We start from the raw sequence: 26492 nt of genomic DNA, 5'->3' as shown, positions 1-26492 counted from the left end.
ACCGCCCGCCCGAGCCAGCAGGTCCGCCCCGAGCCCGGCGCGCCAGAGCAGCGGCCGCCGGGGCCCGCTTTGGCGATCGACTTTGTTGTCGCCTCCGATCTTGCCCAGCTGAGTGAGGTCGTCCAGCGGGTGCGGGACGGACGACTGCGGACGAACATCGGCAAGGTCGCGTCCCTCGACGATGCCGTCGCCGCCTTCAATCCGACCGAGCGGATCAGCGGGCAAACGATCATCCGCGTTCGTCCGGGAGCGACACACGCCCATCGATGCAACATTTCCACCAAAGAGACAAATGACGGAGGAGACAATTCCCATGAAGGCGATCGTGGTGACGGATCAGGCTGCGGGAACGGCCGGGATGACGCTGGTGGAGCGGCCCGAGCCGCCGGCAGCGATAAACGACGTCGTTGTTCAGGTTCATTCGTCGGGATTCGTTCCGACTGAGCTGGCGTGGCCCTCGACCTGGACCGATCGCGCCGACCGTGACCGAACACCGTCGATCCCTGGGCACGAGCTGGCCGGAGTGGTCGCCGCTCTCGGGTACGGCACGACGGGGCTGTCGGTGGGACAGCGGGTGTTCGGCCTCACGGACTGGCATCGCAACGGCACCCTGGCGGAGTACGTGGCCGTCGAGGCACGCAACCTCGCGCCGCTGCCGGGCGACGTCGACTTCACGGTGGGCGCGAGCCTGCCGATCTCGGGCTTGACCGCATGGCAAGGGCTGTTCGAGCACGGCCGCCTTCAGGCGGGGCGGAGCGTCCTCGTGCATGGCGCGGCCGGCTCAGTCGGGACGATGGTGACGCAACTCGCACGCGAGTTCGGCGCCTACGTCATCGGCGCCGGACGCGCCGCCGACCGCCGGAAGACGCTCGACTTCGGCGCGCAAGAGTTCGTCGACCTCGACAACGATGCGCTGGAAGACGTCGGCGGAGTCGATGTGGTTTTCGATGTCATCGGCGGCGACATCCAGAGGCGGTCCGCAGGCCTGATTCGGGCCGGAGGAACGCTGGTGTCCGTCGTCGGGCCGACCGAGGCGCGGCCCACCGACGGCCTGGCGGTCGACTTCGTTGTCGAGTCCGATCGCGGCCAACTGGGTGAGATCGTGCAGCGGGTGCGGGACGCACGACTGCGGACGAACATCGGCAACGTCGCGACCCTCGACGACGCCGTCGCGGCCCTCAACTCGACCGAGCGCCGCAAGGGCAAGACGATCATCAGCGTTCGTCCATAAGGACTCGGGGATTCCGTCGGAGGTGAGGCGGGCCGCGCCTCGGGCGGGCCGGCAATGGTCACCAGCGTTCCTCCGGCCCGTTCCCGGTCGGGGGTGCTGCGTAAGATGCGCGCCGTGGCTTCCCCCGATCTTGCGCCCGAGGTGACCGACGCCAAGAAAGTCTTGCAGCGGGTATTCGGCTACGACGCGTTCCGAGGCTCGCAGCAGGAGATCGTCGAGCTCGTGATCGGCGGTGGCGACGCGCTCGTGCTGATGCCGACCGGCGGCGGCAAGTCGCTCTGCTACCAGATCCCGTCGCTGGTGCGCCCCGGCGTCGGCGTCGTGGTGTCGCCCTTGATCGCCCTGATGCAAGACCAGGTCGACGCGCTCAACGAGCTCGGCGTCCGGGCGGGCTTCCTCAACTCGACGCAGACCTTCGCGCAGCGCCGCCAGACCGAGGACGCGTTCATCGCCGGCGACCTCGACCTGCTTTACCTGGCCCCGGAACGGCTGCGGCTGGACTCGACGCTGGACCTGCTCGACCGCGGCGAGGTCTCGGTGTTCGCGATCGACGAAGCGCACTGCGTGGCGCAGTGGGGCCACGACTTCCGCCCCGACTATCTGGCGTTGTCGGTGCTGCACGAGCGCTGGCCGTCGGTCCCGCGCATCGCGCTGACCGCCACCGCCACCCAGGCGACCCGCCAGGAGATCGCCACCCGCCTGGAGCTGACCGGGGCCCGGCACTTCGTCGCCGACTTCGACCGGCCGAACATTCAGTACCGGATCGTGCCGAAGAACGAGCCGAGAAAGCAACTCCTGCAACTGCTGCGCACCGAGCACGCCGGGGACGCGGGCATCGTCTACCGGCTCTCCCGCGCCGAGGTGGAGAAGACCGCCGAATTCCTGGTGGCCAACGGAATCGAAGCGCTGCCCTACCACGCGGGCCTGGACAAGGAGGTCCGGGCCGCCCACCAGGCCCGGTTCCTGCGCGAGGACGGCCTGGTCATGGTCGCCACCATCGCCTTCGGCATGGGCATCGACAAGCCCGACGTGCGATTCGTCGCCCACCTCGACCTGCCCAAGTCGGTCGAGGGCTACTACCAGGAGACCGGCCGCGCGGGCCGCGACGGGCTGCCCTCGACGGCTTGGATGGCCTACGGCCTGCAGGACGTGGTGCAGCAGCGCAAGCTGATCGATCTCTCCGAAGGAGACGACGCGCACCGCCGCACGCTGTCGAGGCACTTGGACTCGATGCTGGCGCTATGCGAGACGGTCGAATGCCGCCGCACGCAGTTGCTTGCCTACTTCGGACAGGAAGCCTCGGCGGCGTGCGGGAACTGCGACACCTGCCTGGCGCCGCCGGAGTCGTGGGATGGCACAGTCGCCGCGCAGAAGCTGCTGTCGACCGTGGTGCGGCTGGACCGCGAACGCAACCAGAAGTTCGGGGCGGGCCAGATCATCGACATCCTGCGCGGCAAGAAGACCCCCAAGATCGAGCAGTTCCGGCACGAGTCGCTGAGCGTGTTCGGCGTCGGCGCCGACCTAAGCGACAACGAGTGGCGCGGCGTGATCCGCCAGTTGCTGGCCCAACGCCTGCTTTCCGTGGAAGGCGACTACGGGACCCTGGTGCTCACCGAATCCAGTGGCGAGGTGCTGCGTCGCGAAGACCCGCGCCAGGTCCTGCTGCGGACCGAACCCAAGCGCGCCGCCGCACCGGCCGCCAAGTCCAAGCCCGCCAAGCAGGCGGCGCAGGACATGCCGCCGGAGGCGGAGCCGGTCTTCCAGCGACTCCGGGCCTGGCGCGCCGCCACGGCCCGCGAGGAGAACAAGGCCCCGTTCATCATCTTCCACGACTCCACCCTCCGCCAGATCGCCACGATCCAACCATCCACTTTGGACGATCTCGCCACCATCAGCGGAGTCGGCGAACAGAAACTGGCCAAATACGGCCAAGCCGTCCTCAACGCCCTCGCCACCGAGTGATTTTGATTCGCCAGAACCCCCGACGCAGGGGCGCGCCGGGGGTTCAGCTGTGGAAGGTATCGACGCGGATGCCAACACTGGTCGATCCGCGTCAGTCAGTTTCGGGGGTGACCGTGAGCATGGCCAGTATCTCGTCGCGCTTGTTGATGTAGTCGTAGCCTTCGACAGGGACCGGGTACTCGGCGAGCACGCCGACCAGCAGCTCTCGTTCCTTCTGTGTAACTGGAATTTTGTTCTTATAGAGGATCGCGCACATGACATCGACCAACTCGGCCAACTCGCCTGCTCTGGACAAGGATTGACAGGTGTCTGCTTGATCTTCCGTAAGTCGATCCGCGAGCTGTTCGAGCAATGTCCGCGCATCGCGGCGGATCTTCGCAATATCCATAACCTGTAATCAACCTACTATGTCTCGGATTAATCGGGATGGGCGGTCCAAATCCGCCCGTCTTTCTGCACGATCACCTTGATCCTTTCGCCCTCTCTGGTTCCCCAGACAGCCCAGCGATCGTTGGGCTGGAGTACGGGCGGAGATTCTGGGTTTTTCGCGACGTCCTCTACGACGCTGGCGATCTTGTCCTCGTCCTTGGCGTCGCCTCTGCCGCTGGAGTTGCGACCGGCGTGAACGGAACCGCCGGGGTGCCGGGCGGCGCTTGCTGCACAGCCTTGTCGTGCTCGGCGGCGGCCTGGCGAGTGGGGGCTGCCCCTCGTCCCACAACCGGATCGCCTCAGCCGCCTGGCCCTGAGCCCACGTCAGCGTGGCGGTGTAGGCATCCAGTGCCTTACTTGCCGCGTGAAAGTATCGGGGCCGCCACCCTGGAGGATCTGGGCGAAGCGGTCCTGCGCCCCTTGATCCACTTCCTCGTACGACTTGACCAGGCCACCGTGCGGTGCCGCGCGGCGATGAGCAGGACAGCGGCCAACGAGCGTTCCAGGCAGGCGATGCGTAGTGGGAGCCAGTCCGCACCTGCGTCGACCGCGTGCAGCGTGGCTGCGATCTCTTCGCCGGTGGCCGGTCGGCCGAGGTTGCTGAGCTGCTCCACTGTGGATGATCCGAACCAAAAGATCCTACGCTCCCAGCCCTTGGTTCCGCTGGTGTAGTTGATCGACAGCAGCGACCGCTCGTCGGTCACCTCGACCCGGTGCGGTTCGGCCTCGTCGCGCAGCGAGTCATAGCATTCGGAATCGATCACCACGAGATCCGGGCCGGGGGCCGCCTCGTCGAGCACCCGTCGGTACTCGGTGTCCACAATGGCCAGTTGCGCGCCGCTGTGTTCGAGGATGTAGCCGATTTCGGCTGCCGCCAGTCGGGTGTTCAGCGCGACCAGCACCGCTCCGGCCAGCGGCACCCCGTAGTGCGCTTCCACCAGCACATGCGTATTAGGCGACAGGACCGTGACCCGGTCACCTGGCGGAACTCCGTGCGCGGCGAGCATTCCCGCCAGCCGTTGCGCGCGGTCCCAAAACTGCGAGTAGGTGTAGCTCTGCGCGCCGTCGACGACCGCCGGACGATCGGCGAACACCACCGCCGCACGCTCCAAGAAGGACACCGGCGACAGTTCCCGAAAGGCAATCCCGCTCACCAACGCGACCTCCCGGCTAGCGAGTGTTTCAAAAGTGGTTTGCGCAGCCTCATTTCTCCCTGCTGGGAGGCCCGTTCCGGGCCGAGATCGCCAGATCGTCCGGTCAGACGGGGAAGGCGAAGCCGCCGGGTTTGCCGTTTCGGTCGGCCAGCAGACCCGCGAGGGTCGCGATGGCGATCTCCGGTGGCGTGCGGGAGCCGATGTTCAGGCCGATCGGCCGGTGCACCCGCTTGATCTCGGCATCCGGGACGCCGAGATCCTGCAGCGCGGCCACGTGCGGTCCGACGTGACGCGGGTTGCCCATGATGCCAACCCAGCGGACGTCGTGCTTGAGCACCTCCCGCAGCACCGGACCGAGTTCCGCTCGGTGATGGTCGGTGACCACGACGTCCGCGTCGGCGTCCAGCTCCGGCACCGCCGATACCGCGTCCGGCCCGGCCGACGCCGCGCGCTCGGCGTCGGGTTCGATCAGCAGCGGCCGGAATCCGAGGTCCCGGCCGTAGCGCAGCAGGTATTCGGCCACCGGCGAGGCGAAAACCGCCGCCAGCGTGCGGCCACCGGGCTCCACCGGAACTTCACCGTGCGCCACCGCGCACGCAGCATCCTCGGTCATCCACCCAGTGTGCCAGCCGCACAGGTCCGGGACCACACCCTCAGTGGTCCACTGTAGACGATCAGAGTCGGGTGGCGGTGGCCAGCCAGGCCGGGACGTCGACCAGCGCGCCCTCGTCAACGTCGAACGCCTTCGCATGCTCACCGCGGGCGACTCCCCGGTAGCTGCTCGGACGGATCCCCTCCACCCGCCAGCCCTCGGCGAAGGTCTCCTTGAACACCGCTTCGCCGACGACCGGGCCAAGGGCCGGCTCGACATCGGCGAGCGCCAGGACGTGCACCCTCGCCCCGGGTCGGCACACGCCGTGCAGACTCCGCACGTAGGCCGCCCGGTCCTCGGCCCCGAACACGTGGAACAACGCGCTGTCCACAACGGTGCCGAATCGCGGCCCCCCATCGAGCCGCAACGCGTCGGCGACCTCGAAGCGGGCGTCGACCTGCTGCCGGGCGGCGTTGGCCCGAGCCTGTTCGATGGCCGCCGCCGAGAAGTCCACTCCCCGCACGTCGTAGCCCAGCCTGGTCAGCAGGATCGTGTGCTCCCCGGTGCCGCAGCCGGGGTCGAGCACCGCGCCGCGGATGCTGCCGGCCCTCTCCAATTCGACGATCGCCGGCTGCGGCGCGCCGATCACCCACGGCGCGGTGTTCGCCGCATAGGTCGAGTCGAACACCGAACGATCCACCGAAGTCCCCATGCCTCGCCCTCCAACGTTCCGCGAGCACAGCCGCAACCAGCCTGAATCTTCCACTTAACTAGAGGTCAAGCCCCGGCGCCTCCTGCCGGCGGATCGGGAACACATCTCAATATTCCAGGAGGCGCATATAAAGCGGCGAGGTGCGACCAGTGGTGACGCGCACCACTCGTGGGACTGGAGGGAATTACCTGGACGAGACTGACGTTGGTTGATAACAACAGACTCAAGTAGATGGCGGTGCAAGCCAGCAACACCGTCGCGAGGAGGTTAGGAATGGCGACGTTCTTCGGACCGGCAGGTGGCCCGTTCGACGAGTACTTCGCGCGCTTCTTCGGTGCCGGCGACGCCGGGTCCGGCTCGCGCCGGATCGACATCACGGAGCTGATGACCGAACAGGCGCAGCAGCTGCTGGCCGGGGCCGCGCGCTTCGCGCGGGACCGCGGGCAGGCCGATCTGGACGCACTGCACCTGTTGTGGTCGGCCGCCCACGAAACCCCGACCCGCGAGCAGTTGCGGCAGGTCGGCGTGGACACCGACGCCTTCGCCGCGCAAGTCGAGGAGCACCTCCCGGCCGCTGCGGCAGTCGGCGACGACGGCAACCAGCCGGTGACGCTCACGTTGGCGGCCCGGACGGTGCTGGCCGACGCGCACCGGGTGGCCCGCGCGCTCGGCTCCACCTACATCGGCCCGCAGCACGTCCTGCTGGCCATGTCGGCGAGCCCGGACTCGGAGACCGGGCGGCTGCTCGGCTCCGCCGGCGCAGGCCCCGAAGCACTGCGGACCGCGAACCAGCGCCAGCGCGCCGACCAGGACCCCAAGGACAGCGACACCCCCACGCTCGACCAGTATGGCCGGGACCTCACCGCCCGGGCCCGCAACGGCGAGCTGGACCCGGTGATCGGGCGTGCCGACGAGATCGAGCAGACCGTCGAGATCCTGTCCCGGCGCACCAAGAACAACCCGGTCCTCATCGGCGAGGCCGGGGTCGGCAAGACCGCGATCGTCGAGGGCCTGGCCCAGCGCATCGCCGCCGGCCAGGTGCCGAGGGCACTGTCCGGCAAGCGGGTGGTCCAGCTGGACCTGTCCGGGATGCTGGCCGGCACCCGCTACCGCGGCGACTTCGAAGAGCGGATGACCAAGGTCATCGACGAGATCTCGGAGCACAGCGGCGAGCTGATCGTGTTCATCGATGAGTTGCACACCGTCGTCGGCGCCGGTGGTGCCGAGGGCGCGATGGACGCGGGCAACATGCTCAAGCCCCGGCTGGCCCGCGGCGAGCTGCACGTGGTCGGCGCGACCACATTGGACGAATACCGCAAGCACATCGAGAAGGACTCCGCCCTGGAGCGCCGTTTCCAGCCGGTCCAGGTGCCCGAGCCGAGCGTGCCGGACACCGTCGCGATCCTGCAGGGCCTGCGCGAGCACTACGAGGCGCACCACCAGGTCCGCTACACCGAGGACGCGGTGCAGGCTGCGGCCCGGCTCGCCGACCAGTACATCAACGACCGCTTCCTGCCGGACAAGGCGATCGACCTGATCGACCAGGCCGGCGCGCGTAAGCGGCTGGCGGCGCTGGGACCGGACCGCGCCGAGCTGCGCAGCCGCATCGAGCGGTTGGAGCAGGAGAAGGACGCGTCGGTCGCCACGGAGGACTACGAGCGGGCGTCGGCGCTGCGCGACGAGATCAGCAAGGCACAGGCCGAGCTCGACGAGGCCGCCGAAGCCGACGTCCTGGAGATCACAGCCGAGGACATCGCCGAGATCGTCGCGCGGGCGACCGGGGTGCCGGTCAGCCGGCTCACCGCCGCCGAGAAGGTCCGGCTGCAAGGGCTGGAGCAGGAGTTGCACCGGCGCGTGGTCGGCCAGGACGATGCGGTGCGGGCGCTGGCCCGCGCGGTGCGGCGGTCGCGCAGCGGGCTGGGCGATCCCGGCCGGCCGGTGGGCAGTTTCCTGTTCCTCGGCCCGACCGGCGTCGGCAAGACCGAGCTGGCCAAGGCGCTGGCCGAGTCGCTGTTCGGCGACGAGCATCGGATGGTGCGGCTGGACATGAGCGAGTTCCAGGAGCGCCACACCGCCAGCCGGCTCGTCGGCGCGCCGCCCGGCTACATCGGGCACGACGAAGCCGGCGAGCTCACCGAGGCCGTCCGGCGGCACCCGTACTCGGTGGTCCTGCTGGACGAGATCGAGAAGGCCCATCCGGACGTGTTCAACACGCTGTTGCAGGTGCTCGACGACGGCCGGTTGACCGATGGTCAGGGGCGCACCGTCGACTTCACCAACACGGTGTTGATCATGACGAGCAACCTCGGCTCGGAAGTCGTCTCCAGCGCCGGGGGCAAGATCGGTTTCAGCGCATCGGAGGCCGACCCGGCGCTCGACGAGCGGATCATGCCGCGGCTGCGCGAGGCGTTCCGGCCGGAATTCCTCAACCGCATCAACGAGATCGTGGTCTTCAAGCGGCTGGACGGCGAACAGCTGCACACGATCACCCGGATGCTGCTGGAGCAAACCGTGCGCCGGCTGCGGGCCATGAACATCGCCATCGAATTCGACCCGGCGGCGGTGGCCTGGATCGCCGAGCGCGGCTACCGGCCCGAATTCGGGGCCCGGCCGTTGCGGCGGGCGATCGAGCGGGAGGTCGACGACCGGATCAGCGACCTGATCCTGGACGGCGACCTGGCCGAAGGGGCCCGGCTGCGGGTGTCCGAGGCCGGCGGCGAGCTGGCCTTCCAGGTCGGCGAACCGGCCGCGACAGCGGCCTGATCGAGCACCGGTGGGGCGGGCGCGAAGAGCGTCCGCCCCACCGGCATGCGGAGCTCGGGAAAAGGCATGCGCGAGAATCGACGATGTGTCCGATCGCATCGCCGTTTACGGCACGCTGCAAAGCGGCGCGGCGGCTTGGCAGCTGCTGGCCCCGCTGGTCATCGGCCCGGCCGAGCCGGCGTCGCTGCCCGGCGCGCTGTACGACACGGAATGCGGCTACCCCGCGCTGAAGCTTGACGGGGTTTCTCGCGTACCGGCGCAGGTTTTCCGGCTGCGCGACCCGGATCGCGCATTGCCGGTGCTCGACGAGTACGAAGGACCCGAGTACGAGCGCCGCCGGATCGAACTCGATGGCGGAGCGTGCTGGGTCTACGTCTGGCTCGGCCCGGTCACCGGCATGCGTCCGCTCCCCCACGGCTGGCCCGTCGGGGCGTAGCGGGAACTGACCGGATCCCCGCCGTGCCGGTTGGACAGTTTCCGGCGGAACCAAGCGGGACTTCCGGGCGTGCACCGGTTTCGGGCGGCGCGGTGGCGATCAGGGCAACACCGACCGCACGGCTTCCGGGGTCCGGGCGACGACGGTGGTGCCGTCGTCGGCCGTGATGATCGGGCGCTGGATGAGCTCGGGGTTCGCCACGAGTGCTTCGATCCATTCGGCACGGCTCACCGGTTCTCGCACCCAGGTCTTCAGGCCGAGCTCCTGGGACACGGGCTCGGTCAGCCGGGCGATGTCCCAAGGCTCCAGGCCGAGCCGGTCGAGCACCTCGGCCAGTTCCGCGGCCGTCGGCGGCTCCTCCAGGTACCGCCGCACCGTGTAGTCCACGCCCGCCTCGTCCAGCAACGACACCGCCGAACGGCACTTCGAACACGCCGGATTGACCCAGATCTCCATCGGCACTCCTAGCCCGCGACGACTGCGGAACAGGCTAGCCGCACCCCTTGACACACGTGTCGTTGGACCCTTCACAGCGGGGAGCTTCGTTGCGATACTTGTTCAACCAGGCGGACGACCCGTTGGAGGTGGCCATGCTACCCAGGGACGAGCGGCGCCGCCTGAGGGAGATCGAGCAGCAGCTCATCGGCGACGACCCCAAACTTGCCCGCCGGTTGACCGAGACGAGTGTGTGGCGGCAAGTGTGGGCGCACATGTCGCCGCGGATGCTGCTGGTGGTGTTCACGTTGATCGTCGCGGTGATGTGCCTGTTCCTCGGGGAGGGCGGTGGCGTGTTCACCGCCGGCGCGCTAGCGGCGATCGTGATCATCACCCGCAACTGGCAGCTCCGCCTCGAATAGGTCCCCGGTCACAGCGCGCAATCGGCTCTGGCTCCGGCCACGGCGACTGCTGCGCGAAGTCTTTTCTCGGCAGACCGCCACCACGATCGCCGTTTCCCGCACCGGACGTCGCGTGCGAACACGCCGAGGTCACGAGGCAACGACTCGCCCGGCCCGGCGGGTCACTGCACAATCGCGAGGAACCCCTTTCCGGTAGGGAGCATGCGATGACCACTGTGGCCTTTCTCGGCACCGGGACCATGGGCACCCCGATGGCGCGTAATCTGCTGGCCGCCGGGTTCCCGGTCCGAGTGTGGAACCGCACGCTCGCCAAGGCGGAGCCGCTGTCGGCCGACGGCGCGACGGTCGCCGAGACGCCTGCGCAGGCGGCTGAGGGCGCGGACGTGTTGATCACGATGCTCCTGAACACTGCCGCCACGGTCGAGGCGGGCCGGGCAGCCGTCGCTGCGCTGCCGCCCGACGCGGTATGGGTGCAGATGGGCACGCTCGGATTGGCCGGCATGAGCGAGGTCCGTGCCGCCGCCGATGGCGTGACGGTCGTCGATGCCCCGGTGCTGGGCACGAAACTCCCGGCGGAACAGGGCGAACTTGTCGTGCTGGCCGCCGGGCCGCCCGAAGTGCGCGACCGCGTGCAACCCTTGTTCGACGCGGTCGGGAAACGCACCCTCTGGCTCGGCGAGGACGCCGCGGCCGCCACCGCAACCCGCTTGAAACTCGTCGTGAACAACTGGATTCTGATCATCACGAACGCGGTGGGCGAATCGGCGGCCTTGGCCGGGGAACTCGGCGTGGATACCGCGGATTTCCTGGCCGCGATCAAGGGAACGGCCACCGATTGCCCGTATGCGCATGTGAAGGCGGCGGCGATCATCAACGGCGATTTCACGCCCTCGTTTCCCCTGCGCGGGGCCAGCAAGGACGCCGAGCTGATCATCGAGGCCGCGGGCGACTCGGTCCGGCTCGACCTCGCCGAAGCGGTACGCGAACGGTTTCGGCGCGCGCTTGCGACCGGGCACGGGGATGAGGACATGGTCGCCGCGTACTTCTCCTCCTTCCTCGCTTGACACTGGTCGCTTAACACGGCTTCTCACGGCTTCGCACGGCGCGATTTCTCGTTCTGTGGGAGCTTTCCGGCCGTCGTTGACGTTCGCACCCGGCCGCTGCCAGCATCATGTGCGTGACCGGACGCCTCGCGTTGACCTGGCGCCTGCACGTCGATCTGCGACGGCAGGCCAGCTCCGCCTGTTGACCCCGCTCAGCTGGCGTCACTGATCTCTTGGCGATTTCACTGGAAATCGGCTTGTCGATTTCCAGTGAAATCGCCCTCCCCTCGTTTCCCCGCACTAATGGAGCAATCGACCGTGCGTCGTCGTGATTTCCTTGCTTCCCTTGCCCTTTCCGCCACCTCAGCCGGACTGCTCAGCGCCTGCGCGGGCGGCCGAGGCGGCCCGGCTCAGGCCCCGGCGCCCGCCCCCGTCGACCCGGGACAGTTGGCACGCGTGACCCTGCGCGTCGGCGACCAGAAGGGAAATGCCCGTTCTCTGCTGCGGGCAGCCCGTCTGGACGACTTCCCATACACGGTGCAGTGGGCGACCTTCCCGTCCGGTCCGCCGTTGCTGGAAGCGGTGTCGGCCGATGCGATCGACCTCGGCGGCGTCGGCAACACGCCACCGCTGTTCGCCGCGGCGGCCGGGGCGAAAATCAAGGTCATCGCCGCATCGAAGGGCAACGTCGCAAGCGATGCGTTGGTAGTGCTGCCTAATTCGCCGCTGCAAGGGCGCGACCAGCTCCGCGGCCGCAAGATCGCCGTCGCCAAGGGCAGTTCGGCGCACGGCCAGATTCTCTTGACGCTGCGCGCGGCCGGCCTGACGCCCCACGACGTCAACCTCGTGTTTCTGCAACCCTCCGATGCCATCGGTGCCTTCAAGCAGGGCGCCGTGGACGCCTGGGCGATCTGGGACCCGTACTTCTCGCAGATCCAACTGGAAGCGGGCGCCCGGGCGATCGCCGACGGGCAGGGCACCGCCAACGGTCTGAGCTTCCAGGTCGCCGGGACCACCGCGCTGGCCGATGCCGGCCGCAACACCGCGATCGCGGACTACCTGGTGCGGCTGGCCAAGGCGCAGCGATTCTCCGACGCCAACCGCGAGCAGCGCGCGCAGGCCTGGTCCGCGGACACCGGGCTACCGATCGAGGTGACGCGCCGGGCCACCGGCCTAGGTCCGGATCTGCCGGTCCCGCTGGACGCCGAAGTAACCCGCTCGGAGCAGGAGCTCGCGGACACCTTCGTGGCCGCGGGGGAGATTCCCCGCCCGTTCAAGTTCGCCGACTTCGTCGACACCAGGTTCGCCGCCACCCTCGCAACCGCCTGAACACCCAGGAGAACACCGATGAGCGTCGTCACGCACTGGTTCCTGCCCACCCACGGCGACGGACGTTCCATTGTGGACCGACCGCACGTCACACCGACCGGGGCCGACACCCCGCGCCGTCCGGATATCGACTACCTGGCCCAGGTGGCGCAGGCCGCCGAGCACCTCGGCTTCACCGGGATGCTGACCCCCACCGGCAGCTGGTGCCAGGACGCCTGGATCACCACGGCGGCGCTGCTGGCCCGCACCCGGCGGATCAAATTCCTGGTGGCGTTCCGGCCCGGTTCGCTGACCCCCACCCTCGCCGCCCAGTTGGCCACCACCTACCAGCGGGTTTCCGGCGGGCGGCTGCTGCTCAACATCGTCACCGGCGGCGAATCCGTCGAGCAGCGGCGTTTCGGCGACTGGCTGGACCACGACCAGCGGTACGCGCGCACCGACGAATTCCTGGCCGTGCTGCGCGGAATCTTCACCGGCGAGCCGTTCGACTTCGACGGCGAGCACTACCAGATCCGCGGTGCGACCGCGTTCGAAGCACCGGATCCGCAGCCACCGCTGTACTTCGGTGGTTCCTCGGACGCCGCCCTCCCGGTCGCGGCGCGGCGCGCGGACGTGTACCTGACCTGGGGTGAACCGCCGGGCGCGGTGGCCCAGAAGATTCAGCGGTTGCGCGAGCTAGCCGCCGACGAAGGCCGAATCCTGCGGTTCGGCATCCGCGCGCACATCATCACCCGGGACACCAACGCCGAAGCCTGGGCCACCGTGCAGAAGTTCGTCGATCAGATGGATCCCGACGACGTGGCCGCCTCCCAAGCGAAGTTCGCGGTCACCGAATCCGCCGGCCAGCGGAACATGGCAGCCCTACACGGCGGGATATTGCACAGCGACGCGCGGAAGTTGGAGATCCACCCCGGGTTGTGGGCAGGCGTGGGGCTGCTGCGCGGCGGTGCGGGCACCGCGTTCGTCGGCAGCCACAGGGAAGTCGCCGATCTGATCGAGGAATACCACGCGGTGGGCATCGAGGAGTTCGTGCTGTCGGGATATCCGCACCTGGAGGAGGCCTACTGGTTCGGCGAAGGAGTGCACCCGGAATTGGCCCGCCGCGGCCTGCTCGCTGCGCCCCAGCCAGCTGCGCCCAAGCTGGTGCGCGCGGGGTGAACACCGTGGATCATCGTCCGAGCCGGTGGGCGATCCAGGGCATCGCGTTGGCGAAGGCCGTGCTCCAGACGTCGAAGGTGTGCTCCCCGCCGGGAATGACCACCACCTCGGTGGCGATCCCGGCGCGGTGGGAGAGCTCCGCGAGCTGCCGCACGGCCTCGAACGGCTCGGGGTCATTGTCCCCGACCACGAAGAACCCGTGGAGATCGGGAAATCTTCGATGGCTCAGCAACCAGGCCGGCTCATGGGCGTCGAAGTCCTGCTGCGAGCCCCCGAACAGGGCGGCAGGAGTACCGGCCGGGTCGTTGGTATCCCCGTCGCGCGGGCCGAGCAGACCGCCGAAGTCCGCGAACGTCGCGAACACGTCGGGATGACGCAACGCCAGCATGATCGCGCAGCTGCCGCCTTCGCTGAGACCGGCCACGGCCCAGTCCCGCCCTGGGTCGCGGGTGAGGAACCTGCTGCGCAGGAAGCGGGGCACATCGCTCGTCAGATAGGTCTCGGCCTTGCCGCGGGGGCTGTCGACGCACTCGGTGTCCCCGAAGACGGTGCCGTTGACATCGGGCATCACCACGATCGGGGCCACACCGCCATGATCGGCCGCCCACCGGTCGGCGGTCTGCTGCGCCTGGCCGCCGTCCAGCCAGTCGGTGGGGCTGCCGGGGGTGCCGTGCAGCAGGACGATCACCGGCAACCGCGGTCGGGGCTTGGCGAACCACGTGGGCGGCAGGTACACGTTGGCCGGGCGGGCCTGGAATCCCGAGGTGAGCCCGGGAATGTCGATGGCGACCACGACCCCCGAAGCCGGCGGCGCCGTCTGCGCGTTGATCATCGCCAACGAGCCCTGGTTCTCCCCCGCTACCCCCAGCACCTGGGAGATCGTCAGGTAGTAACCGAAGTACGCATTCACACCGGTCAAGGCGTTCGCGGCGAGCAGGACCGTGACGAGCGGAGCGAGCGTCAGGCGCAGCACGCGCTCGCGGAATCGCAACACCAGCACCACAAGCAACAGCAGCGTGACTGCCAGCAGCAGCGCGCGCACCGGCCACCAGTTGACGAGCGAGAGGTCCGCGCAGAAATCGGCGATCCACCGCATTCCCGGCAACCTCCCAGTACCCCGACACCGACCGAAGTGGACGTCGGCAAGCGTACCGGGATTTCCGAGTCCCAAAACGGAGAAATCGGCGATTTCACCGAAATCGTCAGGGGGAAAGCGATTCCGGCGGGTGGGTACTATTCAGCCCCGTGCGGATGGCATTCATGAGTGGCATCGGTCCGGGACCACAACTCCCTCCTTCGGTCACCGAACAAGCGGGCGGCCGAAGCCCGCTGGAGTCCGTGGTGCTGGTGGTCGCGTTCGCGTTGTTGACGGTCGGCGCGATCGTGATCGTGAAACGCCGGCGATTGCGCCGGATCGCCCTTGTCGTCCCGATTCTGCTGGCGGTGCTGACGTGCGCGGCCGGGATCAACAGTTACGTCGGCTACGTGCGCTCGCTCGATGATTTCGGGCGGCTGCTGCTGCTCGCCAGCGGCGGCAACGGCGATGCCGAACCTGCCGTGGCGGAGCCGGATCCGGTGCCGGGTGGGGTGCGGGTGACCGATGTGTCGCTGCCCGATCCTCGACTCGGCGTCCCGACGGGCCGCACCCGGGTGCTGCTACCGCCCGGCTACGACGATCCGGCGCACGCCACCGAGCGGTATCCGGTGGTGTACCTGGTGCACGGCTATCCCAGCGGCGGCCCGGACGACTGGCTCGGCCCCGGCGGTGCGGTGCAGACCCTCCAGGCGCTGGCGGACAACCACGCCGCGCCACCGATGATCGTCGTCGCCGTGGACGCCACCGCGGGCACCGGCACGGACTGGGAATGCCTGAACGTGCCCGGCGGCCCACAGCTGGAGTCCTACCTGACCACCACGGTGCCGCAGGCGATCGACGCCCGGTTCCGCACCCTGCCGGGCCGGGGCGGCCGGGCGATCGGCGGGATGAGCGGCGGCGCGTTCTGCGCGCTGAACCTGGGGCTGCACAACCAGAACACCTATTCGGTGATCCTGGCCACCGAGCCCTACGACGATCCCGACACCACCCTGCTGGCCGGTCACCCGGACCTGCTGCGGGCCAACACCCCGCGCGCCTACCTGCCGACCCTGCCGGTGACGCAGCCGCTCGCGGTGATGCTGCACGCCGGTGTCGTCGCGCATTCCGACGTCGACCTCGCCTACCGCCTCGGCGACCAACTCGCCGCCCGCGGCGCGAACGTCGCGGTCCGCACCGAACCGGGCGAGTGGCACACCTGGCGCACGGCCCGCATCGGGCTGCCCTACCTGCTGGCCTTCGCCGCCCAGAACTTCACGACTGGCGGCCTACCGGCCCAGCACTGAAGTCATCGGTCTGCTCGACTGAAGTCATCGGTCTGCTCGGCCGTGATCGGCATTCACGCATCCACCGCAGCGACGACGAGTTATTCCGCCGAGTTCCGCGGCACTCCACGGACAAGCCGCTCGGCATCCGCGTCGACATCGCCCGGATCCCAACCGAGCCGATCGAACCGGCCGATCGGCGCGAGGAACCGAAGCCGCTCATCGTCGACCGGCGAGATCCGGCCGGACCAGCGGGAATGCCAAGGTTTCCCGGATGGAGCCGCCGGTGAGCAGCATGATCAGCCGGTCCACGCCCAGGCCCAGCCCGCCGGTTGGCGGCATCGCGTACTCAAGGGCGGTGAGGAAGTCCTCGTCGAGTTCCATCGCCTCCGGGTCACCGCCGGCGGCGTGCATGGACTGCTCGGTGAGCCGGCGACGCTGCTCGACCGGGTCGACCAGCTCCGAATAACCGGTGCCCAACTCGGTGCCGAACGCGACCAGGTCCCAGCGTTCCGCGAGCCGCGGATCGGCCCGGTGCGGCCGGGTCAGCGGTGAGACCTCGGACGGGAAATCGGTGTAGAAGGTGGGCTCGGTGGTGCGCGACTCGACCAGCCGCTCGTACATCTCCAGCAGCACGACCCCGCGTTCCCAGTGCGTTTCGTACGGCACCGAAGCCACGTCGCATAGCCGTTGCAGGCGGGGCAGCTCGGTGTCCGCGGTGACTTCCTCGCCCAGTGCCGCCGACACCGCGTCGTTGACCGGCACGACCGGCCACTCGCCGCCGAGGTCGAACTCGCCGTCCGGGCCGATCGCCGTCGTCGTCCCGCGCGCGGCAGTCGCGGCGGCCAGCATCAGGTCCCGGCACAGCTCGCGCATCGTCGTGTAATCACCGAAGGCCTGGTACGCCTCCAGCATCGTGAACTCGGGATTGTGCTTGTGCGACACGCCTTCGTTGCGGAAGTTGCGCCCGATCTCGAACAGCCGCTCCACGCCGCCCACGCACAACCGCTTGAGGTACAGCTCCGGAGCGATCCGCAGGTACAAGCGCATGTCGTAGGCGTTGCTGTGGGTGGTGAACGGACGTGCGTTGGCCCCGCCGTGCACCGGTTGCAGGACCGGCGTCTCGACTTCGAGGAAATCCGATCGCACCAAGGTATCCCGCAGGGCGTGCACCGCCGCGCCGCGAGCGCGCAGGGTCTGCCTGGCATCCGGGCGCATGATCAGGTCAACGTGGCGCTGCCGGACCCGGGCTTCGGGATCCACCAGGCCCCGGCGCTTGTCCGGCAGCGGACGCAGGCACTTCGCGGCCAGCAACCAGTCGGTGGCCAGCACCGACACCTCACCGCGCCGCGACGTGACGACTTCGCCGGTCACCGACACCTGGTCGCCGATGTCCACCCGCTGCCGCCAGGTCTGCAGCAGGTCCGGCCCGGAGTCCTTCGCGGTGAGCATCACCTGCAGGTCACCGGAGAAGTCCCGCAGTGTCGCGAAACACACTCCGCCGTGATCGCGCAGCAGCACCACGCGCCCGGCCACCGAGGTGTGCTCGCCGGCCCTGGTGTCCGGCAGCAGGTCCTGGTGGCGGGCGGTGACGGCGTGGCAGCGTTCGGTGCGCGGCACCGCCACCGGATACGGATCGACACCCGCGGCCCGCAAGGTGGCCAGCTTGCCCCGGCGCACCTGCTGCTGTTGCGAGGTGGTGCGCCGCGACATCTCGGGTTCCGCTCGCACCGCCGGGATTTCCACTGATTCATCCAGTGTGGACTTGCGGTTCGGCGCGGGCAGGAAGCCTTCCGCGACCGCCGAGGCGATGCCGACCCGTGCGAGGTCGCGGCGCTCGGCGAACGCGACGTAGCGCGGGTACCAGTGCGGCCGGTACTTGACGTTCGACCGGTACAGCGACTCCAGCTGCCACCACCGCGAGAAGAACAGCAGCAGTCCCCGCCAGGCCCGCAACACCGGCCCGGCGCCGATCCGCGCGCCCTCCTCGAACGCGGCGCGGAACATCGCGAAGTTCAGCGAGATCCGCTCCACGCCGAGCCTCGGCGCGGCCTGCACCAGCGAGCTGACCATGAACTCGACCACGCCGTTGTCCGCATCTCGGTCGCGGCGCATCACGTCCAGCGACAACCCGTTGTGGCCCCACGGCACCAGCGACAGCAGTGCCACCGGTTCGCCGCGGCCGGTCACCGCCTCGACCAGCACGCAGTCACCGTCCTGCGGATCGCCGAGCCGCCCGAGCGCCATCGAGAATCCGCGTTCGGTCTCGGTGTCACGCCAGGCTTCGGCCAGCCGCGCGATCTCGGCCATCTCCGGTTCCGGCACTTCCCGATGCCGACGGATGCGCGTGGTGTGGCCGGCGCGCTGGACACGGCTCACCGCCTGCCGCACCGGGCGCATGTCCCGGCCGTCCAGGCCGAATTCGGCGACGTGCAGCACCGCCTCGTCGCCGAGCTGAAGGATCTTCATCCCGGCGCGGGAGTAGGCCGTGGCGCCCGGCTCGCTGACGCCCATCACCGCGGGGGTCCAGGTGTACTCCCGGCACATCGCCAGCCACTTGTCGATCACCGGCGCCCAAGCCTCCGGGTCGCCCAGCGGATCACCGCTGGCCAGGCAGACCCCGGTGACCACCCGGTAGGTGATCGCGGCCTTGCCGCTGTCCGAGAACAGCACGGCCTTGTCGCGGCGGGTGGCGAAGTAGCCCAGCGAGTCTCGCTCGCCGTGGTCGGTAAGGAGCCGGCGGACCTGCTGCTCGTCCGCGGGACGCAGGGCGGCGGCGAGCCGCTGCGCGCGCAGCAACAGGAACAGCGCGGTGAACAGGGCGGCCGCGCCGAATAGGCCGAGTACGAAGTTGACCCAGCCGGGGGCGTGCCCGACTCCCGTGATGTTGAAGTCGATCGCGCCGCCGAGCACCCGCTCTACGGTCCAGGTCAACCGGTCCTGCGCGCCCCGCAGCGAGCCGGGAAACAGCGTGACCACGCCGTACCCGAGCCCCACGAACAGCGCGAAGAGCAGCACGAACACCATGGCCGCCTGGTACCCGCTGCCGCGTTTGGCGCGACCGTAGAACTCGCCGCGCGCCAACCAAAGCGGCACGAACGCGAGGGCGGAGACGACGATGTTGGTACCGAAGATCCACACGTGGTCGAGCGGCCCGTGGTAGCGGGAGCCCAGCTCGTCCATCCACAGCGCCGCGATGTGATCCCGCAGCACCACGAGCACCACGATGTCGCCGACCACCTGCAACACCAGAATCCCGATCAGGATCCACAGCGCCAGCCGCTTCCGGCGCTTCAGCGCGGCCACCAGCACCGCCAGGAAAGCCCCGTATGCGAGGTTCGGCGGAGCCGGGAACAGCACGTTGTCGACGAACCGGCGCACCGGCTGCACGTGCCCGAACAGAGCCAGGCCCACAGCCGAGGTGACGCACAGCAGTGCCACGACGAGCAGCGTCCCGGCAGTGATGCTCGGCATTCTGCCGCGCCACCGGCGCACCCCGGTTTCTTCCTGCTGGAACACCCTGTCCCTCCCCGGCCGTGGATCGGCGATGAGGGGTATCGGGGTCCGCTCACCGCACTTCCGCCGCCCCCAATCTACGACCGGCCGTCCGCGCCGTGCCGCCGCCCCAGCGGGCCGACCGGAGAATTCCTTGATCTTGCTACCTGATTCGGTGATGTCCGCCCACAAAGGACCAATCGGCCGATTCGGATCCGGCGGTCAACACCCGGCACCCGCCGGCGGGCTCACCAGCGGATCCGGCCGATTCGCGCCGCCGGGCGAGGGAAGAAATCGGACCGGTCACAACTGGCAGCGTCATCCCCCTGCCGATCGGGGTCTCACCCAGCTCATCGGCACTCACCAGCACCACGGGTAGCGTCACTGCCGACGCTCGCTGGGGCCCGGCCGCGCCGCCGGCATCGTCCCAGTGCGATCGCGTCGGCGACGCACTGTCAGCCGAGGTTACTTCTTGCTGAAAGATTTTCTGCAACAAGTGTTTTTGTCGGCACTCCGGTCCAGGCCCGCATGAGTTCACCGTAGTGCGAGGACCGGACGAGCAGATCTTCGTGGTCACCGAGCAGGGTTCGTTTGCCGTCCATGACCAGCACCCGGCCCGCACGCCGCGCGGAGGCGAGCCGGTGCGCGATGATCACGAGCGCTCCGCCCCGGTCGGCGAAAGCCCGCTCGGCGCGGGCCTCCGCGGCGCCGTCGAGGTGCGTGGTGGCTTCGTCCAGGACGACGATCCGGGCCGGGCTCGCGTAAACCCTGGCGAGAGCGAGCAACTGGCGTTCCCCAGACGACAGTCCGGCACCCGCGTGCGAGAGCACGCCAGACAGCCCCCCGAGCTTGTCGACCAGTCCGGCCGCGCCCACCGCATCGGCCGCGGCCAGCAGGTGGGCATCGTCGGCATCCGGGGTCAGCAATGCGAGATTCTCCCGGACGCTGCCGGTGAACACGTAGGTCTCCTGGGGCGTGAACGCCACCATCCGGGCGCGGTGCGCGGGATCGACCGCGTGGATCGGGACTCCGCCGAGCAGGACCTCACCCCGGCATGGCGTGACGGTTCCGGTCAGCAGCCCGGCGAGGGTGGATTTGCCGATCCCGCTGGGCCCGACCACGGCCAGGTGGTCGCCAGCGCGCAGCTGGAGTTCGAAGTCACGCAGCACGGGTTCGGCGTGGTCGCCCCAGCGATGCGTCAGCCCGCGCACCGTGACTGTGCTGTCGCGCGGCGTGGCCCCGCCGCTTTGCCGCACAGGCGGTTGAACCTCCCCGAGCCGGTTGAGCGTGACGAGCAGCCGCAGCACCACCGTGCTCGTGGTCGTGGCGAACCCATGCAGGGCCGGCTGCAACGTGGTGGTCAGGTACACCAGCGCTCCGACCACGGCTCCGGCGCTGAGCCGTCCGTCGGCGTTCATGCCGGGCACCGCAGCGAGCACAAGCGCTACCGGCAGAAAACCGCCGACCGCGACCACGCCGGTGCGCAGGGCGGCCGCGTTCGACATTCGCACGGTGGCGCCGGCCTGAGCCGTGATCGCCGCTCGAACCTCCGCTTCGGCGATGTCCTGGGCGCCGCAGGCGACGACGTCTCGTGCACCGGCGAGCACCGCTCCGGCGGTTGCGGCGGTGTGCTCGTCGGCCAGGGCCAATCCGCGCTGCCTGCGGGCCAGGGCGGGCAGCAGGCACAAGAACGCCACGAGCGCGACCACGACCGGCGGGCCGATGAGCCAGATCAACGAGCCTGACATGGCCGCCACTCCGGCGAGGGCTGCGACCACGGTCACCACAAGTCCTCTGGCCTGCACGAGCAATCCGGCGGTCGCGTCCCTGATGATCTCCACGTGCTGGGTGATCCGTGCGACTCCAGCGGCATCCGGTCCACCGCGCGGCGGGGCTGTTTCGTGCAGTACGCCACGGACCACCGCGCGCACCAAGCTGTCGCGAAGCGGCTCGACGATCGTGCCGAGCCGTTGCCAGACCAGCCGCACTCCGACCGCACCGGCCACTGCGGCAGCGGCGAAAGCGGCCAGCCAGGCGAGCCCTACCGCGAGGCGGCCGGCGGCGAAACCGTCATCCACGGCCCGTTGCACGAGCCCGCCGGACAGGAAAGCCGGAAGCGCTTCCAAGACCGAACATGCCAGCAGCACCGACCAGTCCCGCCAATGCCCGGCGAGAGCACGCCAGTATCCGGTCCCGCCCGTCACAGCTTGTCCTCCTCGGTGAACACCGCGCGGTAGGCAGGGTCATTCCACAGCACGTCGTGCGGGGCGACGCCGCGAATACGACCGTCTTCCAACCACACAACCGCGTCCGCACGGCGTGCGGTGCCGGCCCGGTGGGTGACGACGACGCGGGTCAGACCCGGTAGTCCGGTGGAGATGGCAGCCTCCACGCGCGCTTCGGTCACGGTGTCAAGGCTCGCGGTCGCGTCGTCGAGCACCAGCAGCCGCGGCCGTCGCACCAGGGCCCTGGCCAGGCCGATGCGTTGTGCCTCGCCACCGGAAAGCGGTGCGCGCGCGAGCGGGGTGCGGTATCCCTCGGGCAAGCGGTTGATGAGGTCGTGGACATCGGCCGTGCGGCAGGCCGCGCGCACGGCGTCATCGTCCGCGCCACTGCCGTAGGCCACCGCCGCGCCGACCGAGTCGCCGAGCAGCGTGGGCCGTTCGAAGCCGTAGCCGATGGCGGACCGGGCGACCGCATGAGTGACGAGTCCGTCTAGCAGGACCTCACCCCGATCCGGACGGCGCAGGCCGCCCAGCACTTCGGCCAGCACCGACTTGCCGGAGCCGGACCGTCCGACCACCGCCACCTGGTCACCACCGGAGACGACGAGGTCGACGTCGAAGAGCGCCCCGTCCACACCGACCCCGCGCAGTTCGACACGGCCCGGCCCCGGAGGCGGAAGCCGATCCGGTACGGGTTCGGGATCGGCATCGAGCACAGCCGCGATCCGCGTGGCACACGACCGGGCGCGCGCCAGCACCGTGAACAGCGGCACCTGCCGCGCCAACCCCAATCCGAGCGTCGCGTAACCGAGCGCGGCGAGCACATCGCCGACGCTGATGTCACCGGTCAGAACCGCGACCCCGGCCGTGCCGAGCACCGCCACCTGGACGAACGGCAGCAGCAGGCCCGCGCGCCACATCATCCGCGCCTGGGTGCGCCACACACCCACGCCCGCCGCGCTCAACTCGGGCAGGGGACGCAGCACGCGTGCCGCCTCCTGGTCGGCGACACCTGCGGCGGCGATCGTGCGAAGACCGGCAACGGCGTCGAACAGCCGAGCCCCGAGGTCGCCGGAAAACCCTTGGTAGGCCGCTACATCCGTGGCGGTGCGCCGCAGGTGGGAGCGGGCCAGCAGGACGGCGAGCGGTACCGCGCACAGGAAGACGGCGGCGATACGCCAGTCGAGCAGCACGAGTGCGATCACCGCACCCGCCGGCAGCACCAGCGAGGTGCTCAACTGGATCAGGTTCGCAGTGATCTGCCCGGCACCTGTGCAGTCACCGGCGATCCGGCTGACCGCGTCCCCGTCGGCGAGGGCGGACCGGTTGCCGCTGCGGATCAGCGCGCGGACGAGGCGAGCGCGCAAGCGCGCGGTGGCCGAGGCGGTGAGCCGCGCGGTCAGAGCCACCCCCGCGACCTCGGCGACGATCTGGATCGAACCAAGCACCACGAGCCACAGCACTCGGCCAAGTCCGCCGGCTCCGGTGATGGCGACGTCGACGGCATCCGCGAGGGCCGTGGGAAGCAGGAGACCGACGGCGGTCGCCAGCAGGGCAGTGATCGCGAGCAGGGCCGCGGTGCCTCGATCCCGTTTGACAACCGAGCGCAGCACGCGATCGCCCGCACCGGCCATCCGTCTGCTCCTTGTCGTTCGCGTTGCGGGCGGCCAGACTGGCCGGTGTGGGAGCGGCGCACCTGTCCTGCGCCGCTCCCACAACTACGTCATTCAGTGGCAGGTCGCCAGGCTGAGCGTGCTGGCCGCACACCCGGCGAGCAGGCTCAGGTTGCTCTCGCCGCCGTAGTTGGAACCGCCGTAGGCGAGCTCGTTCGGGGCGTCGAGTTCCTGCAGCTCCAGAACCATTTCCATGGTGATGTTCCCTTCATTTCCTTTTCACTCACCGGCCGCTATCCGGCCGGAGTCTTGGGTGGGACGGGCAGATCAGCCCAGTGCCGCGGATCGACCCAACGCCCCAGATCGACCCAATGCCACGGATCAGCCCGGTGCCGTGGATCGCGCCAATGCCGCGGATCGACCCAGTGCCGCGCTGAAGAACGGCAGCACGCGGCCGTGCCCGTCGAGAGTGGCGGCAACGGTCGTCAGCACCCCGGCACCGCCGGTGCTGAAGTCCATCGACAGCCGCAGCAACTGGTTGCCGGGCATCGCGATTCCGCCTTCGCCGTAAGGGATCGCATGCCAGCCCAGGGCGGCCAGGTGCCGCGAGATCGCATCGGCCCAAACCTGGTCCGGTGCACGTCGCTGCGCCGCGGCCAGCGCCGCGAGCAGGCCGCAGCGACCGAACAGCAGGCCGGGGTGGATGACGAACTCCCCGACGCAACCGCGCAGCAGATCGGACTGCCGTTGCAGGCATGACGCCTCGGGATGCCGCGTGGCGAGTTCCTCGGCCACCAGCGCGATTCCGGCGCTTCCCACCGCCAGGTACGGCAGGGTGCGTGCTGCGCCGTCGCGGACCTGGAGGGCACCGTCGTCGGTGGTCACGCACTCGTCGAGATCCCGGAGCAACGCTCGGTCGGCGAGTTCGAGCCAGCCGCGGTCGCCGGTGTCGTCGTAGAGGTGGGTGAACAGCAGCGCCGGGCCGGACCAACCGTCGAGCAGTCCCGCCCGGCCGACGTCGCCCGGCGGCGGGGCCAGCGGCAGTGCGTCGGCCAGTTGGTCGCCAAGGTTGCGGGCGCGTTCGCGGAATTCGCGGTCGCCCCGGCTACCGGCGAAGTGCAGCAGGTTCAGCGCGATTCCGGACAGGCCGGCGCCGAAACCGTGGTCGCGGGTCTGCGCGACGAGCGGCTCGGCGCTGTCGAGCAGTGCGTCCGCTTCGTCGTGGTGGCCGAAATTCTCCAGCACGTAGGCGGTTCCGTGCGCGCCGTCCAAGAAACCGGGGCGGGTCGGCTGTGTTCGGCGAACCGCGTCGATCAGCCAGCGCTCGTGCTCCGGGTAGCGGCCCATTCCCGCGACATCCAGTGCGTGCAGGACACCCGCCGCACCATAGCCGAAACCGATACCTCCGACTCGGAACTGCTCGATGTCGCCGGGAAACAACCGGTCGTCGCGTTCGGGTGTCGCGGAGCCGAGGATCGCTTCGGCGAGGCCCTTGCGGGCCACACCCCAGTCCGGATCGGGCTGGTCGAGTTCGGTTGTGGAGACGACGGTGTCCGCGGAGCGCAGTTCGTTGCGGATCGCGTCGCCGTAGCCGGCCGGGAGCGGGAATCTGCGTTCGATCATGTCGACGAATCCGGCCAGTTTGCCCGGTTCGAGCTCCAGCAGCGGAATCATCGGCAGGAAGATCCAGAGCTTCAGCGCGGCGAGCGCGTAGCGGTCGATGGCGACGCCGGTGCGGTCCTTGGGTGCGCGGAAACCAGGCGCTCCGAGCGCGGGACGTGACGCGTCCTCGGCCGAGGCCATCTCGAAGTCGATCAGTGCGACGTTGTCGTCCTCATCGACGAGTACGTTGAGCCCGTGCAGGTCGCAGAACACCACTCCCCGCTCGTGCACGCGGTCGAGTAATCGCTCGACCCGTTCCAGCAGGGCGACGGCGCGGCGCGTGTAGTCGGCGACGTCTTGCTCGTCCGCGTGCTGCCGGATGAGCGGATAGGTGCGGGCCAACCACGAACCGAGCGGAATGCCGGGCACCAGGTCCATGGCGAGGAAGGTGTGCTCCCACACCGGGAACAGCTCGTGCGCGGTGGGAATTCCGTCGATGTCCTTGAGGCGGAGCAGGATGTCGTGCTCGCGGTGCAGCCGGGCCACCGCGTCGGTGCCGTCACGGTCCAGGCCCGCATGCGGGCGGGCCTCCTTGAGCACGACCTGCTCATCGTCGGCGTGGCGCACGGCGCGGTAGACACCGCCGCCGTTGGAGAAGTGCAGCGACGATGTCACGCGGTAGGGAAGCGACGCGGGATCACCGCCTTTGCGCGCGTTCAGCGACTCGGTGAGGCAGTCGGGCACGGCAACCCAGTCGGGGGTGGAGAAACTCGGCCCCCGCTTGTCCGGAACCAGAACTCCGTCCGGGCGCAGGATGGCGAGCACGCGAGTCCCGTCCAGCTCCACCCACCGCTCCGCGAATCCGCCGTAACGCACGTACAACGGGCCCGAGCCGTAGCGGAGATCGCTGAGGATGTACGGCCCCCGCTCGCCCCGCAATTGCTCGGACAATTGTGTAAGCACGCGTTCCAGCTGGCGCTCGTCCAAGGGATAAATGGTGACGAGCTTTCCGCTGGCGGAGCGAGGTGCGTATTTGGCGTTGCGGGCCAGCAGAACTCCGGGGCTGCGCAAGTGCTTGAACGCGACGCGTTCCCGCAAGCAGTACTCGTGGACGGTCGACAGCACCCGTTCCGCGTTGTCCATTGTGGCTGAAACGTGGATCTTCCAGCCCTGATCGGGCAGGTCGACGTCTCGTGGACGAAGCATCCGCCACGTCCCGGGCGCGCTCTCGGCCCAGTCGTCGCCCGGCTCGGAAAGCCGTTGCGCGTAGTCGTCTTGCGGACCGGAGGACCGGTGTTGCTCGTCGTAGAAGAGCGGATCTGCGAAGCAGAAAGCCTCGTACCGGAGATCCATTCCAGCCCTCCCGGTGTGCGGACATGTGTCATTGGTTCCGGTTAATGGGAACCGTGTCGGCTAGCGCGGGATTGCCCGGCGCGGTGCCGCCGGTAAATTCCGCCATGTTTTTCCGAAATCTCCAAGCCACCGATTCGGTGATCACCCTAGGCCAAAAGAGTAGATACCTCAGCCGAGTTA

At 69.2% G+C, this 26492-nt stretch carries 21 protein-coding genes; 9 read left to right on the top strand and 12 right to left on the bottom strand.

All coding sequences use genetic code 11. From position 1 onward, the window contains the following. Positions 1-313: 313 nt before the first annotated feature. Together BJ970_RS25755 and recQ are read left to right on the top strand one after the other, a co-directional pair. The gene (locus BJ970_RS25755; protein ID WP_184728589.1) at positions 314-1231 is read left to right on the top strand and encodes an NADP-dependent oxidoreductase; all 918 of its coding nucleotides are present in this window, start codon (positions 314-316) and stop codon (positions 1229-1231) included. 105 nt (positions 1232-1336) lie between these two features. Further along, on the top strand, positions 1337-3193 hold the full coding sequence (gene recQ, locus BJ970_RS25750; protein WP_184728588.1) for a DNA helicase RecQ: 1857 nt from the start codon (positions 1337-1339) through the stop codon (positions 3191-3193). A gap of 91 nt (positions 3194-3284) precedes the next feature. On the opposite strand, the gene BJ970_RS25745 is transcribed toward recQ, so the two are convergent. From BJ970_RS25745 to BJ970_RS25725, 5 genes are all read right to left on the bottom strand, one after another. After that, positions 3285-3581 carry a hypothetical protein gene (locus BJ970_RS25745; RefSeq protein WP_184728587.1) on the bottom strand — a complete coding sequence of 99 codons (297 nt, stop codon included), beginning with the start codon at positions 3579-3581 and terminating at the stop codon, positions 3285-3287. A gap of 9 nt (positions 3582-3590) precedes the next feature. Then, complete coding sequence (locus BJ970_RS40190; RefSeq protein WP_376775134.1) at positions 3591-3950, bottom strand: hypothetical protein; 360 nt, start codon at positions 3948-3950, stop codon at positions 3591-3593. 25 nt (positions 3951-3975) lie between these two features. After that, positions 3976-4776: an AMP-binding protein gene (locus tag BJ970_RS25735; RefSeq protein WP_184728586.1), complete on the bottom strand. Its 801-nt coding sequence runs from the start codon at positions 4774-4776 to the stop codon at positions 3976-3978. Between the two features lie 103 nt (positions 4777-4879). Then, the gene (locus BJ970_RS25730; protein WP_184728585.1) at positions 4880-5389 is read right to left on the bottom strand and encodes an XdhC family protein; all 510 of its coding nucleotides are present in this window, start codon (positions 5387-5389) and stop codon (positions 4880-4882) included. Between the two features lie 61 nt (positions 5390-5450). Continuing rightward, positions 5451-6080 (bottom strand): class I SAM-dependent methyltransferase, encoded by a 630-nt coding sequence (locus tag BJ970_RS25725; protein WP_184728584.1) that lies wholly within the window; start codon positions 6078-6080, stop codon positions 5451-5453. Between the two features lie 273 nt (positions 6081-6353). Between BJ970_RS25725 and BJ970_RS25720 the strand changes: the two genes are divergently transcribed. Together BJ970_RS25720 and BJ970_RS25715 are read left to right on the top strand one after the other, a co-directional pair. Next, entirely contained in the window at positions 6354-8843 is a 2490-nt protein-coding gene (locus tag BJ970_RS25720; RefSeq protein WP_184728583.1) for an ATP-dependent Clp protease ATP-binding subunit, read from the top strand. Between the two features lie 85 nt (positions 8844-8928). Further along, a complete protein-coding gene (locus BJ970_RS25715) occupies positions 8929-9279 on the top strand; it encodes a gamma-glutamylcyclotransferase family protein (RefSeq protein ID WP_184728582.1) in 351 nt (116 codons plus the stop codon). Positions 9280-9378: 99 nt separating this feature from the next. Here BJ970_RS25715 and BJ970_RS25710 read toward each other — a convergent pair whose 3' ends face one another. After that, positions 9379-9735 (bottom strand): arsenate reductase family protein, encoded by a 357-nt coding sequence (locus BJ970_RS25710; protein ID WP_184728581.1) that lies wholly within the window; start codon positions 9733-9735, stop codon positions 9379-9381. Between the two features lie 89 nt (positions 9736-9824). Here BJ970_RS25710 and BJ970_RS25705 point away from each other — a divergent pair, with 89 nt between their 5' ends. The 4 genes from BJ970_RS25705 (at position 9825) to BJ970_RS25690 (ending at position 13666) form a co-directional block, all read left to right on the top strand. Next, positions 9825-10136, top strand: a complete 312-nt coding sequence (locus BJ970_RS25705) for a DUF3040 domain-containing protein (protein WP_246471016.1) — start codon at positions 9825-9827, stop codon at positions 10134-10136. A 164-nt stretch (positions 10137-10300) separates the two neighbouring features. Continuing rightward, positions 10301-11200, top strand: a complete 900-nt coding sequence (locus tag BJ970_RS25700) for an NAD(P)-dependent oxidoreductase (RefSeq protein WP_281399622.1) — start codon at positions 10301-10303, stop codon at positions 11198-11200. A gap of 282 nt (positions 11201-11482) precedes the next feature. After that, positions 11483-12508 (top strand): ABC transporter substrate-binding protein, encoded by a 1026-nt coding sequence (locus tag BJ970_RS25695; RefSeq protein ID WP_184728579.1) that lies wholly within the window; start codon positions 11483-11485, stop codon positions 12506-12508. An 18-nt stretch (positions 12509-12526) separates the two neighbouring features. Then, entirely contained in the window at positions 12527-13666 is a 1140-nt protein-coding gene (locus BJ970_RS25690) for an LLM class flavin-dependent oxidoreductase (RefSeq protein ID WP_184728578.1), read from the top strand. 10 nt (positions 13667-13676) lie between these two features. Here the strand turns inward: BJ970_RS25690 and BJ970_RS25685 are convergent, their stop codons facing one another. After that, a complete protein-coding gene (locus BJ970_RS25685; RefSeq protein ID WP_184728577.1) occupies positions 13677-14762 on the bottom strand; it encodes an alpha/beta hydrolase in 1086 nt (361 codons plus the stop codon). Between the two features lie 164 nt (positions 14763-14926). Between BJ970_RS25685 and BJ970_RS25680 the strand changes: the two genes are divergently transcribed. Continuing rightward, positions 14927-16045 (top strand): alpha/beta hydrolase, encoded by a 1119-nt coding sequence (locus BJ970_RS25680; protein ID WP_184728576.1) that lies wholly within the window; start codon positions 14927-14929, stop codon positions 16043-16045. A gap of 198 nt (positions 16046-16243) precedes the next feature. Here the strand turns inward: BJ970_RS25680 and lysX are convergent, their stop codons facing one another. From lysX to lanKC, 5 genes are all read right to left on the bottom strand, one after another. Continuing rightward, positions 16244-19543, bottom strand: coding sequence for a bifunctional lysylphosphatidylglycerol synthetase/lysine--tRNA ligase LysX (lysX, locus tag BJ970_RS25675; protein ID WP_184728575.1), 3300 nt, complete (start codon positions 19541-19543; stop codon positions 16244-16246). A 431-nt stretch (positions 19544-19974) separates the two neighbouring features. After that, positions 19975-21723 (bottom strand): ATP-binding cassette domain-containing protein, encoded by a 1749-nt coding sequence (locus BJ970_RS25670; RefSeq protein ID WP_184728574.1) that lies wholly within the window; start codon positions 21721-21723, stop codon positions 19975-19977. Next, complete coding sequence (locus BJ970_RS25665; RefSeq protein ID WP_184728573.1) at positions 21720-23378, bottom strand: ABC transporter ATP-binding protein; 1659 nt, start codon at positions 23376-23378, stop codon at positions 21720-21722. The genes BJ970_RS25670 and BJ970_RS25665 overlap by 4 nt, the downstream gene beginning before the upstream one ends. Positions 23379-23471: 93 nt before the next feature. Then, the gene (locus tag BJ970_RS25660) at positions 23472-23612 is read right to left on the bottom strand and encodes a SapB/AmfS family lanthipeptide (RefSeq protein ID WP_184728572.1); all 141 of its coding nucleotides are present in this window, start codon (positions 23610-23612) and stop codon (positions 23472-23474) included. A gap of 126 nt (positions 23613-23738) precedes the next feature. Next, the gene (gene lanKC / locus BJ970_RS25655) at positions 23739-26312 is read right to left on the bottom strand and encodes a class III lanthionine synthetase LanKC (protein ID WP_184728571.1); all 2574 of its coding nucleotides are present in this window, start codon (positions 26310-26312) and stop codon (positions 23739-23741) included. Positions 26313-26492: the final 180 nt, after the last annotated feature.

Source organism: Saccharopolyspora phatthalungensis, from assembly GCF_014203395.1.
GTDB classification, from domain to species: Bacteria; Actinomycetota; Actinomycetes; order Mycobacteriales; family Pseudonocardiaceae; genus Saccharopolyspora; species Saccharopolyspora phatthalungensis.
Note: the sequence above shows the minus strand (reverse complement) of the source record. Positions and strands in the feature narration are given on the sequence as shown.